Here is a 19,893-nt window from a genome sequence, read left to right as displayed (position 1 = left end):
GCAACGTAGCTAGTGAGACTTGGGTTCATCCGCCATCAATGCGGCGAGCCGAGCTTCTTCATCGGGCGTGAGCGGCGGAGCCGGGACGTCTGCACCATTTCGCGAGCGCCGGCGGATTTGCAGCCATAACGCCAGACCGCCGCCAATCAGCAGCAGCGGCGCGAGCAGCCACAGCAGCATGTTCTGGGGCTCGAAGCGCGGCTTGAGCAGCACGAACTCACCGTAGCGCGCAACCAGGAAATCGAGCACTTGCGAATTGCTGTCGCCTGCCGCGATGCGCTCGCGCACCAGGAGCCGCAAATCGCGCGCGAGCGGCGCATCGGAATCGTCGATCGACTGGTTCTGGCAAACCATGCAGCGCAGCTCGCGCGACAAGTCGCGTGCACGCGACTCCTTCGCAGGGTCCGACATGATCTCGTCGGGCTGCACGGCATGCGCCGCAGGCAAGGCCAGCAGCATCAGCGCGACGAACGCGACCATCATTCGGCGCATCAGATCACTCCGCCGGCTGAAGGCGCTGCTTGGCCCGCGCCGGTTTTGGCGCACCCACCCGCAGGCGCCGGTCCGACAGCGACAGCACGCCGCCGAATGCCATCAGCACTGGCCCCCACCAGATCAGCAGCACCAGCGGCTTGTGATAGATGCGCACGGCAATGGCGCCCTCGGCAGTGGCGTCGCCGAGCGAGATGTAGAGCTGACTGGCGCCGCGCGTCAGCAGCGCGGCCTCGGTGGTCGAGGAGCCGCGCGTGGTGAAGCTGCGCTTCGACGGCGTCATCACGCTGAGCTTCTCGCCGTCACTGCTGACGTTGAACTCGGCGATCATCTCGTGGAAGTTCGGCCCTTGACGCTGAAACAGGCCATCCAGCTTGACGTCATAGCCGGCGACATGGGCGACGTCGTTTTGTTTCATGGTCGCGATATATTCGCTATTCCAGGTGGTCTCACAAACGATCCCGATCAACGCGACGCCGAGGCCGGCATGCGCAAATACCGAGCCCCAGGCCGAGCGCGGCAGACCGCGGGCACGATGCAGCGTCGTCGCGAACGGCAGGCGAAACAAACCAGTTCGTTCGGCCAGATCCGTCGCTGCGCCGGCAATGACGAAGACGCCAAGTCCGATTGCCAATGGCGCGAGCGCGCTGCCGCCGCGCGCCCAGCCCCAGACCATGGCGACGGCGACGAGCCCGGCTACGCCTGCCGCGAGCAGACGCTGGGTGACGCCGAGCAGATCGCCGCGTTTCCACGCCAGCATCGGCCCGAACGGCACGGCGAGCAGCAACAGCGCGAACAGTGGCGCGAAGGTGAGATTGTAGAACGGCGCGCCGACCGACATCTTGAAATCGGCGAGCATCTCCATCGCCAACGGATAGAGTGTGCCGAACAGCACCACCGCGCAGGCGACCGTGAGCAGCAAATTGTTCAGCACCAGCGCGCCCTCGCGCGAGATCGGCGCAAACAGGCCGCCCTGCTTCAACGACGTCGCGCGCCCGGCGAACAGCGACAGGCTGCCCCCGATGAACAGGCAGAGAATCAGGAGAATGAACACCCCGCGGGTTGGATCGGTCGCGAAGGCATGCACCGAGGTGATGACCCCCGAGCGCACCAGGAAGGTCCCGAGCAGCGATAGCGAGAAGGTCAGGATTGACAAGAGGATGGTCCAGACCTTCAGCGCGTTGCGCTTCTCCATCACCAGCGCCGAATGCAGCAGCGCGGTGCCGGCAAGCCACGGCATTAGCGAGGCGTTCTCGACCGGGTCCCAGAACCACCAGCCGCCCCAACCCAGTTCGTAATAGGCCCAGTACGAACCCATGGCGATACCGAGCGTCAGGAAGATCCAGGCGACCAGCGTCCACGGCCGCACCCAGCGCGCCCAGGCTGCGTCGATCCGACCCTCCAGCAGCGCCGCGATCGCGAAGGAGAACGAGATCGAGAAGCCGACATAGCCGAGATAGAGCATTGGCGGATGCACGGCGAGACCGATGTCCTGAAGCACCGGATTGAGATCGCGTCCCTCGATCGGCGGGTTGGCGATGCGCAGGAATGGGTTGGAGGTCACCAGGATGAAGAGATAGAATGCGCTGGCGATCCACGCCTGTACGGCCAGCACATGCGCGCGCAGCGACAGCGGCAGATTGTTGCCGAAGGCGGCCACCAATCCGCCGAACAGCGCAAGGATCGACACCCACAAGAGCATCGAGCCTTCATGGTTTCCCCACACGCCGGTGATCTTGTAGAGCAGCGGCTTCATGGAATGGGAATTCTCGTAGACGTTGGCGACCGAGAAATCAGATTCCACGTGCAGCGTCACCAGCGCTATGAACGACGCACCGACGAACAGGAGCTGCACCAGCGCGGTGGACCGCGCCACATTCATCAGCGCGTCATCACGCAGTCGCGCGCCGATCAGGGGCACGATGGACTGGATCAGTGCCAGTCCGAGCGCCAGCACCAGCGCATAATGTCCTGACTCCGCGATCACCGAATTGCTCCCTGCGGATTGCCCTGTGCGGTCGTGGCCCCGGGCTTGACGCCATCGGAAGCTTTGGCGCCGTAATCATCCTTCCAGTGCCCCTGCTTCTTCAGGGCATCGGCGACGTCCTTGGGCATGTAGGTTTCGTCGTGCTTGGCGAGCACGGTGTCGGCCTTGAACACGCCATCGGCGTCGAGCGCGCCTTCGGCGACGACGCCCTGCCCTTCGCGGAACAGATCAGGCAAAATGCCCTTGAAGGCGACCGGAAGCTTTGCGCCACCGTCGGCGACCTCGAAGGTCACCGCGAGATTGTCGCCGCGCTGGAGCGAGCCGGGCTGCACCAGGCCGCCGAGGCGAAACCGCTTGCCGGGCGCGACGTGCTTCTCGGCGACCATGGTCGGCGTCGAGAAGAACACGATGGAGTCGCGCAGTGCGTTGAGCACCAGCGCGGCCGCGAGCGCGAGCACGGCAAGCGAGCCGCCGATGATGGTCATACGTCGCTGCTTGCGCGTCATGGCGTATCCATTCCCTGCCCGTCTCGTCCTGACATCGTCATCCGTCGAGCCCGAGTGTCTTGAGGCCTTCATCGAGCTGGCGCAACCGCGCTGCATCGTTGGCAACCGCCTGGCGGGCATCGGTCGATGCCCCCACCGCCTTGTCGCGATCACCCATGACGAGATAGGCGCGCACCAGGCGCAGCCAACCCTCGACGTCGTCGCCATTCTGCTTGAGGCGCGTGGCGAGCCGTTCGACCATGCCGCGAACCATGGCGTTGCGATCGCCCTCTTTCATGTCCTTGGAAGCCGCGAGGGTCTCATCCGACAGCGCCGGCATCGTAGCGCCACCGCCGCCGACTCGCGCGAGCGAGCTCTGCACCAGAGGGCGCCACGGCGCATCCGCCGGCGCTTTCGCCAGCAGCGCTCGCCAGATATTGGCGGCGTCGTCCTTGCGGCCGTCCTGCTCGGCGGCGAGACCGAGGAAGTAGTTCGCTTTCGGATCATCGGCGCTGAGCGCGCGCGCGCGCTCGAACTCGGTCTTGGCTTCGGCGGTCACGACGCCACCGGCGGCGGCCGAGATCGCTTCGCCGAGGTCGGACCGGCGCTCCGCACTCTCGCCATTGTAGGTGAGCGAGTTGCGATAGGCGCGCACGGCGTCGTCGAAGCGGCCGAGCCGCTCCAGCACGGGCGCGATTACGTTCCAGCCGCGCCCGTCGGTTGGATTCTTTTCCAGATGTTGCTCGACCTGTACGACCAGATTCTCGAGCGACTGCGCCATGCCGGACCCGGATCCGCGCTCCCGCTGCGCCAGCGGAAAGTCCTGAAGCCTGGGCGAGCCGAGCGGCACATAGACACCAATCGCAACCAGCGGCAGGCCGGCAAGCGCCAACACGGCCGCCGCGCGGCGCCATTTGAGGCTGGATTTCGGTGCCGTTGCGGGCTCGCTTCCGGCCGCGGCGAGCAGCCTGCGGCTGACCTCGACGCGCGCGGCGTCGGCTTCGGGCGCTGCGATCAGCCCTGCGGCAAGATCACGCTCGATCTCGGCGAGTTGGTCCTTGTAGACCGCGACTTCGCTGCCCTGATTTTGCGCGCGTCCGCTACGGCCGAGCGGCAAAAGCACGGCGAAGATCGCCGCGACCGTCATCAGCGCGAACACGAACCATAGCGTCATCTGGCAAGCTTCCGGCAGCGCGCAAGCCGCGCCCACAGGTCGCTTTACACCACGGCCGGACGATGCGGCAATTGACAATTGTCAATTCGGCGCGACCGCGCACAGTCCCGAAACGGTGAAAATCCAACGGCTTAGCCGATCTCGAAGTCCGCGCTTTGAGCGGCGTCCTCGCCATGCCCGTTGAAGGCCTTCAGGAAGTATGTTCCCGGCTCGATAGCGTCGGGCAATCTGATGCGCAACGCCCCGACGGGAACGGGCGATGCAACCCTGGTGACGGTCTCAGGAAGCTGCCGACCGCTTGCCTTCTCGACCAGCACCACCTTCGCGCCTACCATCAGCCTTTGATATTTGGCAACGACGACGCGATTTTCGATTTCGATGGAACTGATAACGGATTTCATGCGCCCACAGATAGAAATATCAGAAAGTTGCACGGCGACCGTAGGGCCAGCCACCGACACCGTCAACCTGAAATTGTGACTGCTGAAATATGCGCCTGGATCAGCTCGCGCGCGACGATTTGCGCTCGCCCGTGGCCGCGTTCTCCGCGGCGCGGCTCATCAGCGAGGCATAATCATCCCCGAACAGCACCTGGCAGAAGCGGATCGCGGCCTGCATCTGCTGCTGCCGATAGGTGCGGACCTTGTGATCGGCGCCGCGCAGCGACTGCACCAGCTGCTCGGTCGAACGCTCGACATATTGCTGCAGGTCGGAATAGGTGCGCAGTGTCACCTCGTTGATCGCAAGCTCGCTCGCATAATTGCGACAGGTCGCGACGAAATCGATCAGCGCCACGGTTTCCTCGACCTCGGTGCTGTCGATCCGCGCGCCCGGCGGAATGTCCTTCTCGGCGCGCTGGCGCAGGATGCGGCGGACCCGGCCGGGAACACTGTCGATCTCGGATTGCAGCGCGTTGGAGATGTCGGCCCGGATCGAGGTCAACTGCTTGCCCCAGGCGGAATCATTGCGCAGGTCGAGCTCGGTACGCAGGCCCCTGACGCCGTCGTGCAGCGTCTTGAGATTGCCGGCGACATTATCGAAATGGCCGCGCTTAATGTCCATGCGCAGGATGGCGGCCACGCAGGACAGGTCATGCAGCGCCATCGTGACCGCGACGCCATAGGGCGTTGCCGCGACACGGATCTCGTCGTCGGACGCGGCAATCTTGATGGCAAGGCGGATGATCTGCCACGGCGCGGTCATCCGCTGCACGACGATCGAGAGCGCGAAGGGCAGCATCTGCGGCGTCTGGAGGACGGGAATGTTGAGCGCTGCAGTCACCGAGGCGATCTGGGCATCGCCGAAGGCGCGCAAAGAGCGCGGCAGCTTCTCGTTCAAGGTGGCGATGGCGTCGCGGACCGCGAGCACCGCCCCGGTCGAATAGAGATCCTCGATCACGTTGGGCGGACCGACGCGGGCGAGCGCACGCGATTTGTCACCCCCGCCCGGTCCCGTCAGCTCGAAGATGGCATCCGCAGCGACCGCCTGGAGCTTCGAGGCCAGCGCTTCGACTTGCCCTGCGCTGTCGGCCGGCATGCGCGCCAGCGCCGCCTCGAATTCATTCAGCTTGGCCGGAGCACCGTCGCGGCCGAGCCATTGCCAGATCGGAGCCAGCGAAGAGCGGCGGATCTGCCCGGCCCGGATCGGGGCGCCTGCTTCGACCAGGAATGGTTCCAGCACCTGGAACAGCAGCCGCGACAGATCGTCCGTACGCGGCGGTGGGGCCTCGTCGGCTTCCGTCTTGCGGACAATCTTCCGCAGCTGGTCGAGCACGAGGGTTGCCACGGCCGTGTCCTGGCCGCGCTCGAGCGCACGCTCGAACTCCCGCATCAGCAGCGCTTGCGCCTGCGGCGGGAGCTGCGCGAGATAGTCCCTCAGCCGCTCGATCGATGTCTGGCTCATGCGCCCGGGTAATGAACGGTAAAATGGCGGACGTGGGGTCCGTCCTGCTCGATCATAGGTGGGGCCACTTAAGAAGCCGTTTAGGAAGTCGCTCCGAATACCCCTGGTTTCGTCCAGATCGACGTGCCGCAGACCAAATAGTCGCGTCGGAACAAGGGATTATATTCCGGGGAGGACCAGCTCCGCCCGCAGGCCCCCAGTCGGTGCGCGGCCGAGGGAGAGGCTGCCGCCATAGAGCGCAGCGAGCTCGGTCACGATCGACAGCCCCAGCCCCGATCCGGGCTTGGATTCGTCGAGCCGCTGGCCGCGCCGTGAGACCTGGGTGCGCTCGGCCTCCGACAGGCCGCGGCCGTCGTCGTCGACGATGATATGCAGCCGCGGACCGCTGCTCGCCTGATGCGGCGCTTCCACCAGAACTTCGATGAAGACCCGCGAGGCCGCCCATTTGCAGGCGTTGTCGACGAGATTGCCGACCATCTCCTCCAGATCCTGCCGCTCGCCACGAAATTTCGCCGACGGATCGGCCTCGGCCTCGACCACGATGCCGCGGCCGCGGTGGATCTTCTCCATGGTCCGCCGCAGTGCCTCGATGGCCGGTGCCACCTCCGTCACCGTCGCGACGACCGAGACCCGCGCCGCGATACGCGCGCGCTCGAGATGATGGGCGACCTGGTCACGCATCACGTCGGCCTGCTCCATCACCTTGGCCGCGAACGGGTCGGTGGCATGCGCGCCGGCCTCGTTCACGATGACCGAGAGCGGCGTCTTGATGGCGTGGGCGAGATTGCCGACATGGGTGCGTGCGCGCTCGACGATCTCGCGATTGGCGTCGATCAGCGCGTTGGTCTCGCGCGCCAGCGGTGCGATCTCGACCGGGAACTCGCCCTCGAGCCGCTCCGCCCGCCCGGACCGGATGTCGGCGATGGATTCGGAGATGCGCTTGAGCGGCGCGAGACCGAAGCGGACCTGAAACACGGTGGTCAGCAGCAACACGATGCCGAGCGCGGTGAAGGTGCCGCCGAGGTAGTAATCGAAACTGCGCGTCTCGTCGAAAATCTCGGTGTCGTCGCCGGCGACACTGACGAGAAATTTGCCGTCCGCGCCGAGATCGACCGGCCGCTCCACCATGCGCAGGTTCTGTCCCTCGGGACCGTCGACATAAGCAATCCGGATGCCGGCGGCGGTAAGCTCGGTACCCTGCTCTTCCAGCTTCGGCAGCTTCTTGTCCCAGAGCGAGCGCGAGGAGCGCACCTCCGGCTTTTCGGTGTCGGTCCGCGTGATCTGCCAGTACCAGCCGGACAACGGCAGCTCGAACAGAGGCTCGCCGAGCGACTGGAACTGGCGGTCCGGGGGCTCGTCGGGGGTGGCGACCTCAGCGATCAGCGTGCGGAGATAGAGATTGAGCCGGCGGTCGAAGGCGCGCTCGGTGGCGTTCTTGTAGACCGACGACAGCACCACGCCGGTGATGGCCAGGATCACCACGAGCCACGCGGTCGCCGACAGAAACAGGCGGTTCGCGAGCGAGCTGGCGGGCATCGGAATGATCCCGGAGGCGCGGGGTGGCATGGCGTCGGAACTCATGACCCGAACAAGGCCTCTGCCGGGCCGCCCGTCAAGCCAAGATACGTCTAGACAAGATAGTCCGAGACACCACGCTTCAAGCGCCGGGGGTCGGCGGGGTCAGGAGATAGCCGAGGCCACGGACAGTCTGGATGATGTCGACGTCGAGCTTCTTGCGGATGCGGCCGACGAAGACCTCGATGGTGTTGGAGTCGCGGTCGAAGTCCTGGTCGTAGAGATGCTCGACCAGTTCGGTGCGGGACACGACGCGCCCCGAATGGTGCATCAGGTAGGCCAGAAGCCGATATTCGTGCGACGTCATCTTGATGGGATTACCCGACACGCTGACCCGTCCGGTCCTGGTGTCGAGCGTGACGGGGCCGCAGCTCAGCTCGCTCTGGGCGTGGCCGGTGGAGCGGCGCAGCAGCGCGCGGATGCGCGCCAGCACCTCCTCCAGGTGGAACGGCTTTGCGACATAGTCGTCGGCACCGGCATCGAAGCCCTGGACCTTGTCGCTCCAGCGGTCACGCGCGGTGAGGATCAGGACCGGCATGGTACGGCCGTTGCGCCGCCAGGCTTCCAGCACCGAGATGCCGTCCTTCTTCGGCAGGCCGATGTCGAGCACCACGGCGTCGTAGGGCTCGTTGTCACCGAGATAATGCCCCTCCTCCCCGTCGAAGGCGCGATCGACGACATAGCCGGCGTCGGTCAGCGCCTTGGTAAGCTGACGATTGAGATCGGGGTCGTCCTCAACGACGAGCAGGCGCACGCTTCTCTCCAGAATTAGGCCGCATGAACACCCGCACAGATGAGCAATTCCGGCGTGAACTGAATATGAACACGGGGAACCGGCCGCGTTACTTTTTGGTCATATCCGACCTGTTCGCGATCAACGCACTGCGCCCGCCAGGCCACCGGACGAACCGGCGGCCTGGCGGGCGCAATGTGCCGCGTTACGCGGCGAGTCGGAAGGTGCGAACCGTCCGGTCGATCTGCCGATCAGGTCCGGAAGAAAACGAACCAGATGACCGCGAGGATCAGGATCGCGAGCCCGGTGGATATGGCGAGCAGCGCCGCCACCGACGGCCCAGGCTCGCCCTGGCGCGCCTCGGTCGGAGTTTCCACGATCTGACGTTGGTCTCGCGTGGTTGCCATGGTGACCTCAATTTCTGGCCGTCGCGTCGGATGGCTGCGACTCCTCGCGGCGGAATGTCCCGTGGCAACGCATGATCGGATATGATGTTCCGGCCTTTGCAGCCGGATCAGGCTGCAACCGCGCGCCGGGCGGCCGGTTAACGCAGATGCAAGATTCAGCGATCCGCCTTGCTATGATTCGGTGTTCCCCGATGGTATCTTCGTCTTCTGTCCCCGTTGCGTTTGGAGTAGCCCATGGCCCCCCGCGCCAATTGGAAGGGTTTTCTGCGTTTGTCGCTCGTGACCTGCCCGGTCGCTCTCTATCCGGCCACTTCGGATACCGAGAAGGTCTCGTTCAACCAGATCAACCGCAAGACCGGCCACCGGATCAAGTACCTCAAGGTCGACGCCGAGACCGGTGACGAGGTGACTTCGGAGGACATCGTCAAGGGCTACAAGGTTGACACCGACACCTATATCGAGGTCACCAAGGACGAGCTCGACGACATCGCGCTGGACTCCACCCACACGATCGAGATCGACGAGTTCGTACCGAAGACCGACATCGACAGCCGCTATCTGATCCGTCCCTATTATCTCGTGCCCGATGGCAAGGTCGGTCACGACGCCTTTGCGGTGATCCGCGAGACGATCCGGAGCATGGACAAGGTCGCGATCGGCCGCGTGGTGCTGACCAACCGCGAGCACATCATCGCGCTGGAGCCGCTCGGGAGCGGCCTGATGGGGACGCTGCTGCGCTACCCCTACGAGGTGCGCGGCGAGAACGACTATTTCGACGACATCCAGGACGTGAAGCTGACCAAAGACATGCTCGACCTTGCAAAGCACATCGTCGAGAAGAAGTCCGGCGCGTTCGAGCCCGAGCTGTTCGAGGACCACTACGAGACCGCGCTGATCGACCTCATCAACAAGAAGCGCAGCGGCGCGCCCATCGCAGCAAAGACCGCGCCCAAGACCGGTGGCAACGTCATCAACCTCATGGACGCGCTGAAGAAGAGCATCGCGAACGAGAAGGACGCAGGCCCCGCGGCGAAAGTGGCCAAGGATGTGACCAAGGACGCCCTCAAGGGCAAGAAGCCGAAAAAGCGCGTCGAAGGCCAGCGCGAGATGCTGCTGCCAATCGCCGGCAAGGGCGGCAAGGACGCTGCTGCGAAAGCCGCTCCCAAAAAAGGCGACAAGCCGGTGCGCGCGCCGGCTCGGGCGAAGAAGGCCGGCTAGCAGCATCGCACAGCGACGACGCCGTGATGCCTCCCCTCGTCGATCGGCCGACCTGACATGCCCTGGTCGACCGCATTCGACGATCCCATTTCGTTACGTGGCGGGCGCAAGCTGCGGACGCTGCAAGAAGCTGCCGATCACATCATGCGACTGCCCGAGGACACGCAGCATGCGAGCCACTGGCAGACCGCGATCGAAACCCTGATCAACGCGGCCGAGACCGGCGGCGGCTGGATGATGTTCGCCCGCATCGCGGTATTGCGGGCGATGAATGCGGACGGTCGGCGCGACTGAGCCGGCGCCCCGCTCAAGAACAGGCTCAACAATCCGTTAAGCCAAGCCCGCGCTTTCAGCGTCTGCCCGCGGTCGCGGGGACGACACGTAATCCTACGGAAGGCAAAATTAACCGACGCTTCCCGCTCCGCGCAGCATTGTTGCGCCTCGATTGAACCCGGGATTTGCAGGCTCGTGCAGCAGCAGGACGCCAGAAAGAACTACATCGGCATCGTCAACGACGCGGCCGAGGAAGAAAGCCTCGCCGGCAGCTCCGCGCGGGCGCAGCCATGCGCGGTGAGCTATCTGGTCGGACGCCTGGCAACGGTGCTGAAACGCCCCGGCAAGGCCGCGCCGGAACGCCAGATCTCGTCCTGAGACGGGATGACGATATCGCCAAATGCGTCCGAATTGGGTGACGAAACCTTAAGTCAATCGGTGACACCATACCAAACGGCAGGTGAGGACCATCCACCTGGGTTTTGACGCGCCCGCGAAAATTTGCTGAATCAATTTACCATTCCGAAAACGGCACCAGCCTAGGTTGGACGGATGAACAGGAGTTGACGATGACTTTGCTCAAGTCATTTCTTGCCGATGAAAATGGTGCCACTGCCATCGAGTATTGTCTGATCGCCACCGGCATCGCGTTTGCGATCATCGCGGCCGTGAACAACACCGGCAGCGCACTCCTGAGCGGCAAATTCAACTCGGTCGGCGCGGCGGTCAAGTAGCCGGCATTGCCGGCGCGCCGCAATCTCATCAGCACAAGTCCGCGTGCAGCGCGTCGGATGACGGGCTCCTCCTTCCGATGCGGCGACGACCCAGCTTGATTTCGCGAATTCGCAATATGGCGTTGTGTCGGGCGGTTGCGCCATCGTAGAGCGTAAGCTCAAACTGCAGCGGCCCGATGACATGATTTCTTCTGACAAGCCGACCTCGACAATCCGGGCTGGTCTTGGCTCGGACCGATCGGTGGCGATCACCGTTCTTGCTGTCCTGGCGGCTGTGTCGTTTCTTCCGGTGCTGCTGACCCCTATCCCCGCGATGGTCGACTATCCCAATCACCTCGCCCGGATGTATATTCTGAACCAGAACGGCACCCCCAACGCCAATCCGCATTACGAAGTGGCTTGGGCATTCTATCCCAACCTTGGCATGGATCTGCTGGTCCCGCAGATGGCGCGGCTGATCAGCGTCGAGAACGCCACGCGGCTGTTTCTGCTCCTGAGTCAATTGCTGATCGTTGGGGGCGCGCTCTTGCTCGAATGGGCGCGGAAGGGACGGGTCCATCTCGCCGGCTTTGCGGCGCTCGCGTTCCTTTACTGCCTACCGTTCAGCTGGGGCTTCGTGAATTTCGAGTTCGGACTGGGCCTCGCTCTCTGCGGCATCGCCGTCTATCTGATGCTCGCGGAACGCCCATGGCCATTGCGTTTCGTCGTCAACATGGTCTTCGTCGCTGCGCTATTTGCGGCGCATTTCTTCTCCCTCGGCATCTACGGCGCGACGCTCGGCCTTTACGAGCTCTCGCGCATCCGCCATGGGCGAATATCGTACGGTGTCGCCGCCGCGCGGCTCGCCGCGCTGGCCGTACCGGCGCTTGCCCTGTTTGGGATCATGCGCATGACCGCGGGATCGATCGGAAGCGAAGGAACGAACTGGTTCTTCGGATTCAAGCCGATCTGGCCGTTGCGCATCATGAACGGTTACAATTTGACGATCGCGGCTGCGACCGGGCTTGCGCTGATGATCTCGCTGTTTTTCGCCGCAAGACGCGGCGTCCTCAAGCTCGAAGCAGCCGGGATCTGGCTCGCGACCGGCTTCGCGCTGCTCTACGTCGTCATTCCCTCGAAGCTGTTCGGAACTTCGTTCGTCGACCTTCGCGTGATTCCCGCTGCGGCTCTGATCCTGCCGGCCTTCTGCTCTATTACGCTGCCCAGCCGGACATGGAGAATGGCAGCGCTCGCCGCGATCAGTGGCATCATCCTGGTCAATCTCGCCGTCGTGCTCGCGGTGTGGTTGCCTTACCGCACCGACTATGCGGCCATCGTCGAGTCGTTCCACAAGATCGATCGCGGCTCGCGCATCCTGGTCGCCAGCACGGACGACAATGGAGACCCGCCCTTCGCCGACCTCACCTCATATCCGATGTATTATGCGCCTACGCTCGCCGTGCACTATGCCAACGCGTTCGTGCCCAATCTATTTACGGAAGCGGGCAAGCAGCCCGTGCGGCCACGCGAGGACGTGCGCCGCCTTGCCATTCCCTACGGGGGGCCGATGCCGCTGGGCGTGCTGACCGCGATTGCGGCAAGCCGGCCGCCAGCTGGCGTTCCGCCGTTCGTCAGCACCTGGCCCCAGGACTACGACTATCTCTACGTCCTCGGACCGCGGGCCGTAAACCCACTGCCGGATCTGCTGGAAGCGCTGGATACCTCGGAGCGATTTGTTCTCTACAAGATCCGCCGCAAGCCCTAAGTCGCAAGTCCTGGGCCAAAGCCGCGGCTGCTCGGCGTTGTTAATCGGGCATCACCATTCGCACCCCTTTTTGGAAGCCACCCCGGCTCCCCATATCCTTTAACGGTTGTGGCAAGGCGACCTTAACCACCCCCGGCATAGACTTCCGCTCCTGCAACGAGTTGGACTCTCTCGCATGGCGGCCAATTTCCAGTCGATCCGCTACAGCCTCGTCATCCCCGTGTTCAACGAGGAAGCCGTGTTGCCGGTGCTGCTGCGCAGGCTCGACCTGGTCTTGTCCCGGCTCGACGGGCCGGCAGAGGCGATCTTCGTCGACGACGGCAGCAGCGATTCCAGTTCGATCGTGCTACAGGCGCTCGCCACGCGCGACCCGCGCTTTCGCTATATCGGCCTGTCGCGAAATTTCGGGCATCAGATCGCCATCACCGCCGGCATGGACGCCGCGCAAGGTGAAGCAATCATCGTCATGGATGCCGATTTGCAGGATCCGCCTGAAGTGATCGAGCAATTGATCGCAAAATGGCAGGAAGGCAACGACATCGTCCACGCCCGCCGCCTGTCGCGCGACGGCGAAAGCCGATTCAAACGCGCGACCGCGCATCTGTTCTATCGGCTTCTCGGCAGGATGTCCTCGGTCGGCATCCCCGCCGATGTCGGCGACTTCCGCCTGATCGATCGCAAGGTGCTCGACGCGCTTCGGCAGATGCCGGAGCAGGACCGCTTCGTACGCGGCATGATCGCCTGGCTCGGCTTCCGGCAGGCCGAGGTCGCCTTCCACCGCCTCGAGCGTGCAGCGGGGGAGACCAAATATCCGGTGTTCAAGATGGTGCGGCTCGCGATGAACGCCGCGCTCGGCTTTTCCGATCTGCCCTTGCGGCTCGCAATCTGGTGCGGATTGACGGTCTCAGGTCTGGCATTGCTCTACGGCGGCTGGGTGATCCTGTTGTGGCTCAGCAACGACAGTCATCTCGTGACCGGCTGGTCCTCGACGATGGTCGTCGTGTCCCTGTTGTGTGGAATGAACATGCTGATGACGGGTATCGTGGGGCTTTACGTCGGCCGCATCCATGCCGAGGTGAAACGTCGCCCGCTCTACGTGGTGCAGACCCGCGCTGGCTTCGACCGCAACGAGACGGCGGCCGCACCCGCGATCCACGCCGTCAACGAGTGAGCCGGCGCATGACCGAGCTCTTCGACGGTTATCACGACAACTACCGTGACGTGGTCCAATCCTCGATCGACTTCTCCGGCTTGCCGCATCACTTCTTCATGCGCGCCAAGGCCGATCTCCTGGGCAATCTGATCGCGCAGCGGCTCGACAAGGAGAGGCCCGACATGCTGGACGTCGGCTGCGGCGTGGGCAGCCTTCATCCCCTGCTGCACGGCATGGTCGGCCGCTTGAGCGGGATCGACGTTTCTTCGGCCAGCCTGGCGCAGGCACGCGCTGACAACGGCAAGGTCGACTACCGTGAGTTTGACGGCCGCACCTTTCCTTTCGACGATGCCAGCTTCGATCTGGTCACCGCCGTCTGCGTGATGCACCACGTCGTGCCGGCCGAATGGGCGCAATTCATCGCCGAGATGCGGCGCGTGACGCGACCCGGGGGACTCGTCTGCGTCATCGAGCACAATCCATACAACCCGCTGACCCGCCTTGCCGTCGCGCGTTGTGAGTTCGACCGGGACGCCGTCCTGCTCGGGGCCGGCACAACCCGAAAATTGATGGCTGCCGGCGGCTTGCGCGAGATCGGTGCGCGCCATTTCCTGCTGCTGCCCTGGGACACCAAGCCGGCGCGGCGCCTCGAAGCGACCCTGAGCAGCGTGCCGCTCGGCGGCCAGTACGCCGCCTACGGGACCGCTTGATCTATCATTGCGGCATACCTCGCCGCTTGTGCACGACCGCCACGTCGTCGCTGTAGACGCGCTGCCATTGGGGCAGCCGGTCCAGCATCGCTATCGCCGGCGTGCCCGGCGCGAGCAGCGTTGCGCCGATGTTGTATTCGTCGAGCAACTTGAGAAAGTCGCCGAGATCGACCAGCGCCAGCGCGCGATTGTAGCGGTTGATGAACGCTCCCCCGTACAGTTCACCGCGACCGTCGATGAAGGTGGGAATACCGGCAAAGATCAAATAGCCGCCAAAGGAATAATCGTTGAGCACGTGCCCCACCGTGGCGAGCTTGGCTTCAGCGATGGCAGCCTGAGGGGTAATGGCCGGAGCCGGCCGTATATCACGGGCCAGCGTCGCCCCGCTCACTACGATCAACACACCCAGTGTGGCCAGGTTCAGGCCGCGTGACGAGCCGGGAGCATCTTCTCCCACCGGTCCGCCGAACGTCCGCCCCAGCGGAGCCGCCAGATAGAGCGGCGCCAGCATGGCCAGCAGATCCGCATTGCGGATCTGGGCCAGCGCGAAATGCAGCAAGCCGATCACGACCAACGCACGCACGACCGGCAGCGTCACGCCACGCGAGAGCGCGAAGATGCCGGCCAGCAGCAGCAATTCGAAGAAGCCTATGTGGCTGAAATCCTGCGGCCGCCATTCCGCGATCCAACCGAGCGCGGGGCCGAGGCCGAGCGTCGTCAGCGGCATCAGCAGCGGTTCCGGCCCGTAGGGCGTCAGGCAGGACGCCGCGACCGCGAGCGCGGTGAACGGCAGCCACCGCAGGAACACGCGTGGCCATTCGCTACGCTTCTCGCGCAGCAGCGCCTCGAAGCCCGCAGGGCCGATCAGTCCAAGCGCCAGCACCACACTGCCGTGCAGATTGGCCCACACGACCAGCAGCGGAAGGGCCCAGTACGGCGGAGGTCCTCCACGATCCATGCAGCGTACCAGGGCAGCCGCCCATGTCAGCATCAGCGGCAGCACCAGCACGTGGGGCCGCGCCAGCATATGCGGCGCCAACAGGATGACGGCCGCGATCACCATGAGCAGCGTCTGGGTCGGCGAAAGCTCGCGCAGCAGGAAGAACGTGAACAGGCCAAAGGCGAGCGCTATCGCCGCGGCGGCGACGACGAGGACGCCCTGCCAGCCGGCAAGCGCGTAGGCACCGGCGTAGATGATCTCCGAGAGCCATTCGAAGGTGATCCAGGGCGCGCCGTGCCTCGAAAAAGAAAATGGGTCGCTCGCAGGCAGCGTGCCGTGCGCGATGATCCAGCGGCCGACTTCGATGTGCGAATAGCTGTCGGGATCATTGAGCAGCCGCGGTCCAAGGCTCAGCAGCAGGGCATAAACGCCAAGGCTCACCAGCCAGGGAAGCGCAGCACGCGCAGAAAACGGTTGAACCTCGCTGTGGACGGCCTGGTCACTCATGGCGAGCGCAAGTTAGGGCGCAAGCGTTAAATTCCTCTTTGACGTTCACGGCGACTGGGAGCGCGGGCGGGCCGGTCACGCTTTGTGAACCATGTTCCCGGCTGCGAAATCCGGGCTGCGGCGCTTTGACGACCATGTGAGTCCTGATACCTTTCTTACGTCAATCCACCAACCACAGCTGCTTGAAGGATGCGGATGAGAAGCGTGATGCTCCTGGCTTTCAGCCTCATCGTTGTCGGCGTCTGGTCGCAGGACAGCGCAAGAGGACAGACTTCGGCCGCCCCGCCGGTTTCGCTTTCTCCGCCCAATGCATCGCCGCCGCATGCGGGCGCCAAAAATTCCAGACCTCCGCCGGCAGCATCCATCAGAGAAGCTTCGCCGCCGGTGATCGGCGGGCTTCCATCGGCGCCGAACCCGGCCGCCGACTACGATGGCTTCAGCGTAGGCCCCGGCGAGGGCAATGACACCTCGAGCCAAGTGGTGCCGCCTGTGAGGTCACGCACGGCGAAGGGCTCCAGGGCCGATCCGGGTGCTAAAGGCGCCGCTGAGCAATTGATCGATCAAGAAGACGAGGCGTTGAAACGCAAGCTGAGGATCTGCCAAAGCTGCAAGTAGCGGTCGTAGCGGATGGAGCGCGGCGAATTCGTCATTGGTATGTCCGGGTAGCACGGCCCCGGATTGCGCTGCGCTCCATCCGGGCTACGGCAGCTCGCTGCATAGCTGACCTACCGCGACTCTCATCGCCCGCGCTTTACCCTTTCCCCGATTCCTGATCCTCTCTTCCCTAATCGGCCGGACCAACCGGCCTGCCCAGGGAGAGAAACGCCATGAAGCTCGGCACCGCGATTGCGGAAATCATAAAGCGCGAGGGGATCGAGATCCTCTGCGGTTATCCGGTCAATCATCTGATCGAGCATGCGGCCAAGGCCGATATCCGGCCCGTGATGGTGCGGCAGGAGCGCGTCGGCATCCACATGGCGGATGCGATCTCGCGGGTGACATCGGGACGCTCGATCGGCGCGTTCTGCATGCAGCACGGCCCTGGTGCGGAGAATGCGATGGGCGGTGTCGCGCAATGCTACGGCGAATCCGTTCCCGTGCTGGTGCTGCCGATGGGCTATCAGCGCAGGCTCGCGCATATCGAGCCGAACTTCAATTCGAGCGAAGCGATGAAGGCGTTTTCGAAATCGTCGGAGCCGATCATCCTGGCCGCGGAAGTCGCCAACATTTTTCGTCGCGCCTTCACCAAGCTGAAGAACGGCCGCGGCGGGCCTGTCATCGTCGAGATTCCCGCCGATATGTGGAACGAGGACGTGCCGGAGCCGCTGAACTATACGCCGGTGCTGCGCACCCGCTATGGCGCGGACCCTATTCATGTGAAGGAGGCGGCCGACCTGCTCGTCAACGCCAAGCGTCCGGTGATCTATGCCGGCCAGGGCGTGCATTACGCGCAGGCCTGGCCGCAACTGAAACGGCTGGCCGAACGGCTCGCCATTCCCGTGACGACCAGCCTTGGGGGCAAATCGTCCTTCCCGGAGACGCATCCGCTCTCGCTTGGCTCTGGCGGCCTTGCGGTGCCGCGCGCGGTGCCGAAGTTCCTGGCCGAGACCGACGTCATTTTCGGCATTGGCTGCTCCTTCACCGAGACCAATTTCGGCATCGCGATGCCGAAAGACAAAACCATCATCCACTCCACACTTGATCCGAACCATCTCAACAAGGACGTGGAAGCCAGGATCGGCCTCGTCGGCGATGCCGGGCTCGTGCTCGATGCGCTGCTGGAGGAGATCGGCAAGACCGTCACCGCAGATCGCGACGCCTCGGCGGTCGCGGCCGAGATCGCGGCCTCGCACAAGGAGTGGCTGGCGAAATGGATGCCGAAGCTCACCAGCAATGATGCGCCCTTAAGCCCCTATCGCGTGCTGTGGGACCTGCAACACACCGTCGACATCGGCAATACCATCATCACCCACGATGCCGGCAGCCCGCGCGACCAGCTCTCGCCGTTCTGGAAGTCGGTCGAGCCGCTCACCTATCTCGGCTGGGGCAAGACGACGCAGCTCGGCTACGGCCTTGGGCTAGCCATGGGCGCGAAACTCGCAAAACCCGACAAGCTCTGCATCAATGTCTGGGGCGATGCCGCGATCGGCTTCACCGGCATGGATTTCGAGACCGCGGTGCGCGAGCGCATTCCGATCATGTCGATCCTGCTGAACAATTTCTCGATGGCGATCGAATTGAAGGTGATGCCGGTTTCGACCGAAAAATACCGGTCGACCGACATTTCCGGCGACTACGCCGCGATGGCGCGCGCCTTCGGCGGCTATGGCGAGCGGGTGACGAGACCTGAGGACATCATCCCCGCGATCAGGCGCGGCATCCAGAAGACGCAGGAAGGCATTCCCGTGCTGCTGGAGTTCATCACCAGCAAGGAGACCGAGGTGTCGCGGCCGGGCACGTGAAGCGGACCGGATTCTGGCAGCAAACTCGCTATCGCGGACGCTGGCTCCGGCCGCAGGAGATGTGATAATCCGCCCTGGTGCCGCGTTTGTCGCGGCATCAAGCCGGATTGCGAATGACCGCCCCTTCCAACGACATCGCGGAACTTGAGCGCCTGTTACAGGCGGCCACAGCCGAGAACGCGCAGCTTCGCAGTGAGCTCGCGATTGCGCGCGATCGTCAAAGCGCCAGCGCCGGGATTCTGCGCACCATCGCGGCCTCTCCGTCCGATGCCCGGCCGGTCTTCGAGGCGATCGCGTCCAGCTCCCGGCGTTTGCTCGGCGGCTTCTCCGCCACCGTGCTTCAGTTCATCGATGACGAGCTCCACCTCGTGGCGTTCACACCAACGAGCACCGAGGCGGACGAAGGGCTGAAGGCGTCGTTCCCGCGCAAGATTGCCGACTTTCCGACCTTCGCGCTGGTGCGCGGCGGCGAGACGATCCAGTTTCCCGATAGCGAAGCCGCGGAGGTCCCGGAGCTGAACCGGAACCTTGCGCGGCTGCGCGGCTTTCGCAGCGTGCTGTTCATGCCGCTGATGAATCGGGGGACGCCAGTCGGCATGATCAGCGTAACTCGTGCCGAGCCCGGCGCGTTCGCAGCCGACCTCGTGCAGTTGCTCCAGACCTTTGCCGACCAGGCGGTGATTGCGATCGAGAACGCGCGGCTGTTCAACGAGACGCGCGAGACGCTGGAACGCCAGACCGCCACCGCCGACATTCTGAAGGTGATGGCCGCTTCACCCTCCGACGTACAGCCGGTGTTCGACGCCATCGCCGCCAACGCCAACCGGCTGATCGGCGGCTTCTCCACGGCAGTTCTGCGCTACATCGACGGCGCCGCGCATCTTGCGGCGTTCACGCCGACCGATCCGGCCGGCGATCGCGTGCTGCAGTCCTCGTTCCCGGTGCCATTCGCGCAGTTCCCGCCCTACCGGCTCGTGGCCAGTGGTGTGGCGGCGCAATTGCCCGACACCGAGGTCGAACCGGCGGCGCGGGACATCGCGCGCGCCCGCGGCTACCGCAGCATGTTATTCGCGCCTTTAATGAGCGACGGCCAGGCCATCGGCGTCATCATCGCCACGCGGCGCGCGACCGGCGCGTTCGGCGAGCATCATGTGCGGCTGTTGCAGACCTTCGCAGACCAGGCGGTGATCGCGATCAAGAATGTCAGCCTGTTCAACACCACGAGGGAAGCGCTGGAACGGCAGACCGCGACCGCCGACATCCTCAAGGTGATTGCGGCCTCGCCCGCGGATGTGACACCCGTGTTCCAGGCGATCTCCGACAGCGCCAAGTCCCTGGTCGGCGGACATTCCTCCACCGTCACGCGCGTCATCGACGGCCTGCTCCACCTCGCCGCC

General features: G+C 64.3%; 20 protein-coding genes. 10 read left to right on the top strand and 10 right to left on the bottom strand.

The features are described from left to right. Positions 1-9: 9 nt before the first annotated feature. From FXB41_RS06910 to FXB41_RS06870, 9 genes are all read right to left on the bottom strand, one after another. Positions 10-492 (bottom strand): cytochrome c-type biogenesis protein, encoded by a 483-nt coding sequence (locus FXB41_RS06910; RefSeq protein WP_219680771.1) that lies wholly within the window; start codon positions 490-492, stop codon positions 10-12. A gap of 4 nt (positions 493-496) precedes the next feature. Further along, complete coding sequence (locus FXB41_RS06905) at positions 497-2,479, bottom strand: heme lyase CcmF/NrfE family subunit (RefSeq protein WP_219680768.1); 1,983 nt, start codon at positions 2,477-2,479, stop codon at positions 497-499. Then, positions 2,476-2,985, bottom strand: a complete 510-nt coding sequence (ccmE, locus tag FXB41_RS06900) for a cytochrome c maturation protein CcmE (RefSeq protein WP_007593379.1) — start codon at positions 2,983-2,985, stop codon at positions 2,476-2,478. Before ccmE ends, FXB41_RS06905 begins: the two co-directional genes overlap by 4 nt. A 37-nt stretch (positions 2,986-3,022) precedes the next feature. Next, positions 3,023-4,138, bottom strand: a complete 1,116-nt coding sequence (gene ccmI / locus FXB41_RS06895) for a c-type cytochrome biogenesis protein CcmI (RefSeq protein ID WP_007593383.1) — start codon at positions 4,136-4,138, stop codon at positions 3,023-3,025. 131 nt (positions 4,139-4,269) lie between these two features. After that, the gene (locus FXB41_RS06890) at positions 4,270-4,539 is read right to left on the bottom strand and encodes a hypothetical protein (protein ID WP_007593394.1); all 270 of its coding nucleotides are present in this window, start codon (positions 4,537-4,539) and stop codon (positions 4,270-4,272) included. A gap of 100 nt (positions 4,540-4,639) precedes the next feature. Beyond that, positions 4,640-6,040 (bottom strand): hypothetical protein, encoded by a 1,401-nt coding sequence (locus FXB41_RS06885; RefSeq protein WP_007593396.1) that lies wholly within the window; start codon positions 6,038-6,040, stop codon positions 4,640-4,642. Positions 6,041-6,199: 159 nt separating this feature from the next. Then, entirely contained in the window at positions 6,200-7,576 is a 1,377-nt protein-coding gene (locus FXB41_RS06880) for an ATP-binding protein (protein ID WP_035993063.1), read from the bottom strand. A 121-nt stretch (positions 7,577-7,697) separates the two neighbouring features. Beyond that, positions 7,698-8,369: a response regulator transcription factor gene (locus tag FXB41_RS06875; protein ID WP_007593400.1), complete on the bottom strand. Its 672-nt coding sequence runs from the start codon at positions 8,367-8,369 to the stop codon at positions 7,698-7,700. 230 nt (positions 8,370-8,599) lie between these two features. Then, entirely contained in the window at positions 8,600-8,755 is a 156-nt protein-coding gene (locus FXB41_RS06870; protein WP_007593402.1) for a hypothetical protein, read from the bottom strand. 234 nt (positions 8,756-8,989) lie between these two features. Between FXB41_RS06870 and ku the strand changes: the two genes are divergently transcribed. From ku to FXB41_RS41680, 7 genes are all read left to right on the top strand, one after another. Next, positions 8,990-9,973: a non-homologous end joining protein Ku gene (gene ku, locus FXB41_RS06865; protein ID WP_007593405.1), complete on the top strand. Its 984-nt coding sequence runs from the start codon at positions 8,990-8,992 to the stop codon at positions 9,971-9,973. A 57-nt stretch (positions 9,974-10,030) separates the two neighbouring features. Beyond that, a complete protein-coding gene (locus FXB41_RS06860) occupies positions 10,031-10,267 on the top strand; it encodes a hypothetical protein (protein WP_007593407.1) in 237 nt (78 codons plus the stop codon). A 174-nt stretch (positions 10,268-10,441) separates the two neighbouring features. Next, positions 10,442-10,624, top strand: a complete 183-nt coding sequence (locus FXB41_RS06855; protein ID WP_007593409.1) for a hypothetical protein — start codon at positions 10,442-10,444, stop codon at positions 10,622-10,624. 191 nt (positions 10,625-10,815) lie between these two features. Next, positions 10,816-10,980, top strand: a complete 165-nt coding sequence (locus tag FXB41_RS06850) for a Flp family type IVb pilin (protein WP_007593411.1) — start codon at positions 10,816-10,818, stop codon at positions 10,978-10,980. Between the two features lie 181 nt (positions 10,981-11,161). After that, positions 11,162-12,724 carry a hypothetical protein gene (locus FXB41_RS06845; protein WP_219680766.1) on the top strand — a complete coding sequence of 521 codons (1,563 nt, stop codon included), beginning with the start codon at positions 11,162-11,164 and terminating at the stop codon, positions 12,722-12,724. Positions 12,725-12,899: 175 nt separating this feature from the next. Beyond that, positions 12,900-13,895, top strand: a complete 996-nt coding sequence (locus FXB41_RS41685) for a glycosyltransferase family 2 protein (protein ID WP_219680764.1) — start codon at positions 12,900-12,902, stop codon at positions 13,893-13,895. Positions 13,896-13,903: 8 nt separating this feature from the next. After that, entirely contained in the window at positions 13,904-14,587 is a 684-nt protein-coding gene (locus FXB41_RS41680; RefSeq protein WP_219680761.1) for a class I SAM-dependent methyltransferase, read from the top strand. 4 nt (positions 14,588-14,591) lie between these two features. Here the strand turns inward: FXB41_RS41680 and FXB41_RS06830 are convergent, their stop codons facing one another. Beyond that, on the bottom strand, positions 14,592-16,034 hold the full coding sequence (locus FXB41_RS06830; RefSeq protein ID WP_219680759.1) for a hypothetical protein: 1,443 nt from the start codon (positions 16,032-16,034) through the stop codon (positions 14,592-14,594). 195 nt (positions 16,035-16,229) lie between these two features. Here FXB41_RS06830 and FXB41_RS06825 point away from each other — a divergent pair, with 195 nt between their 5' ends. From FXB41_RS06825 to FXB41_RS06815, 3 genes are all read left to right on the top strand, one after another. After that, positions 16,230-16,649, top strand: a complete 420-nt coding sequence (locus FXB41_RS06825) for a hypothetical protein (protein ID WP_219680757.1) — start codon at positions 16,230-16,232, stop codon at positions 16,647-16,649. 191 nt (positions 16,650-16,840) lie between these two features. Next, positions 16,841-18,496, top strand: coding sequence for a thiamine pyrophosphate-requiring protein (locus tag FXB41_RS06820; protein ID WP_283843415.1), 1,656 nt, complete (start codon positions 16,841-16,843; stop codon positions 18,494-18,496). Positions 18,497-18,609: 113 nt separating this feature from the next. Next, on the top strand, positions 18,610-19,893 hold a 1,284-nt coding region (locus FXB41_RS06815), incomplete at its 3' end, for a GAF domain-containing protein (protein WP_219680749.1).

The sequence above is a fragment of the Bradyrhizobium canariense genome (assembly GCF_019402665.1).
In the GTDB taxonomy this organism is placed as follows: domain Bacteria; phylum Pseudomonadota; class Alphaproteobacteria; order Rhizobiales; family Xanthobacteraceae; genus Bradyrhizobium; species Bradyrhizobium canariense.
This window is presented reverse-complemented; position numbering and strand designations above follow the sequence as displayed.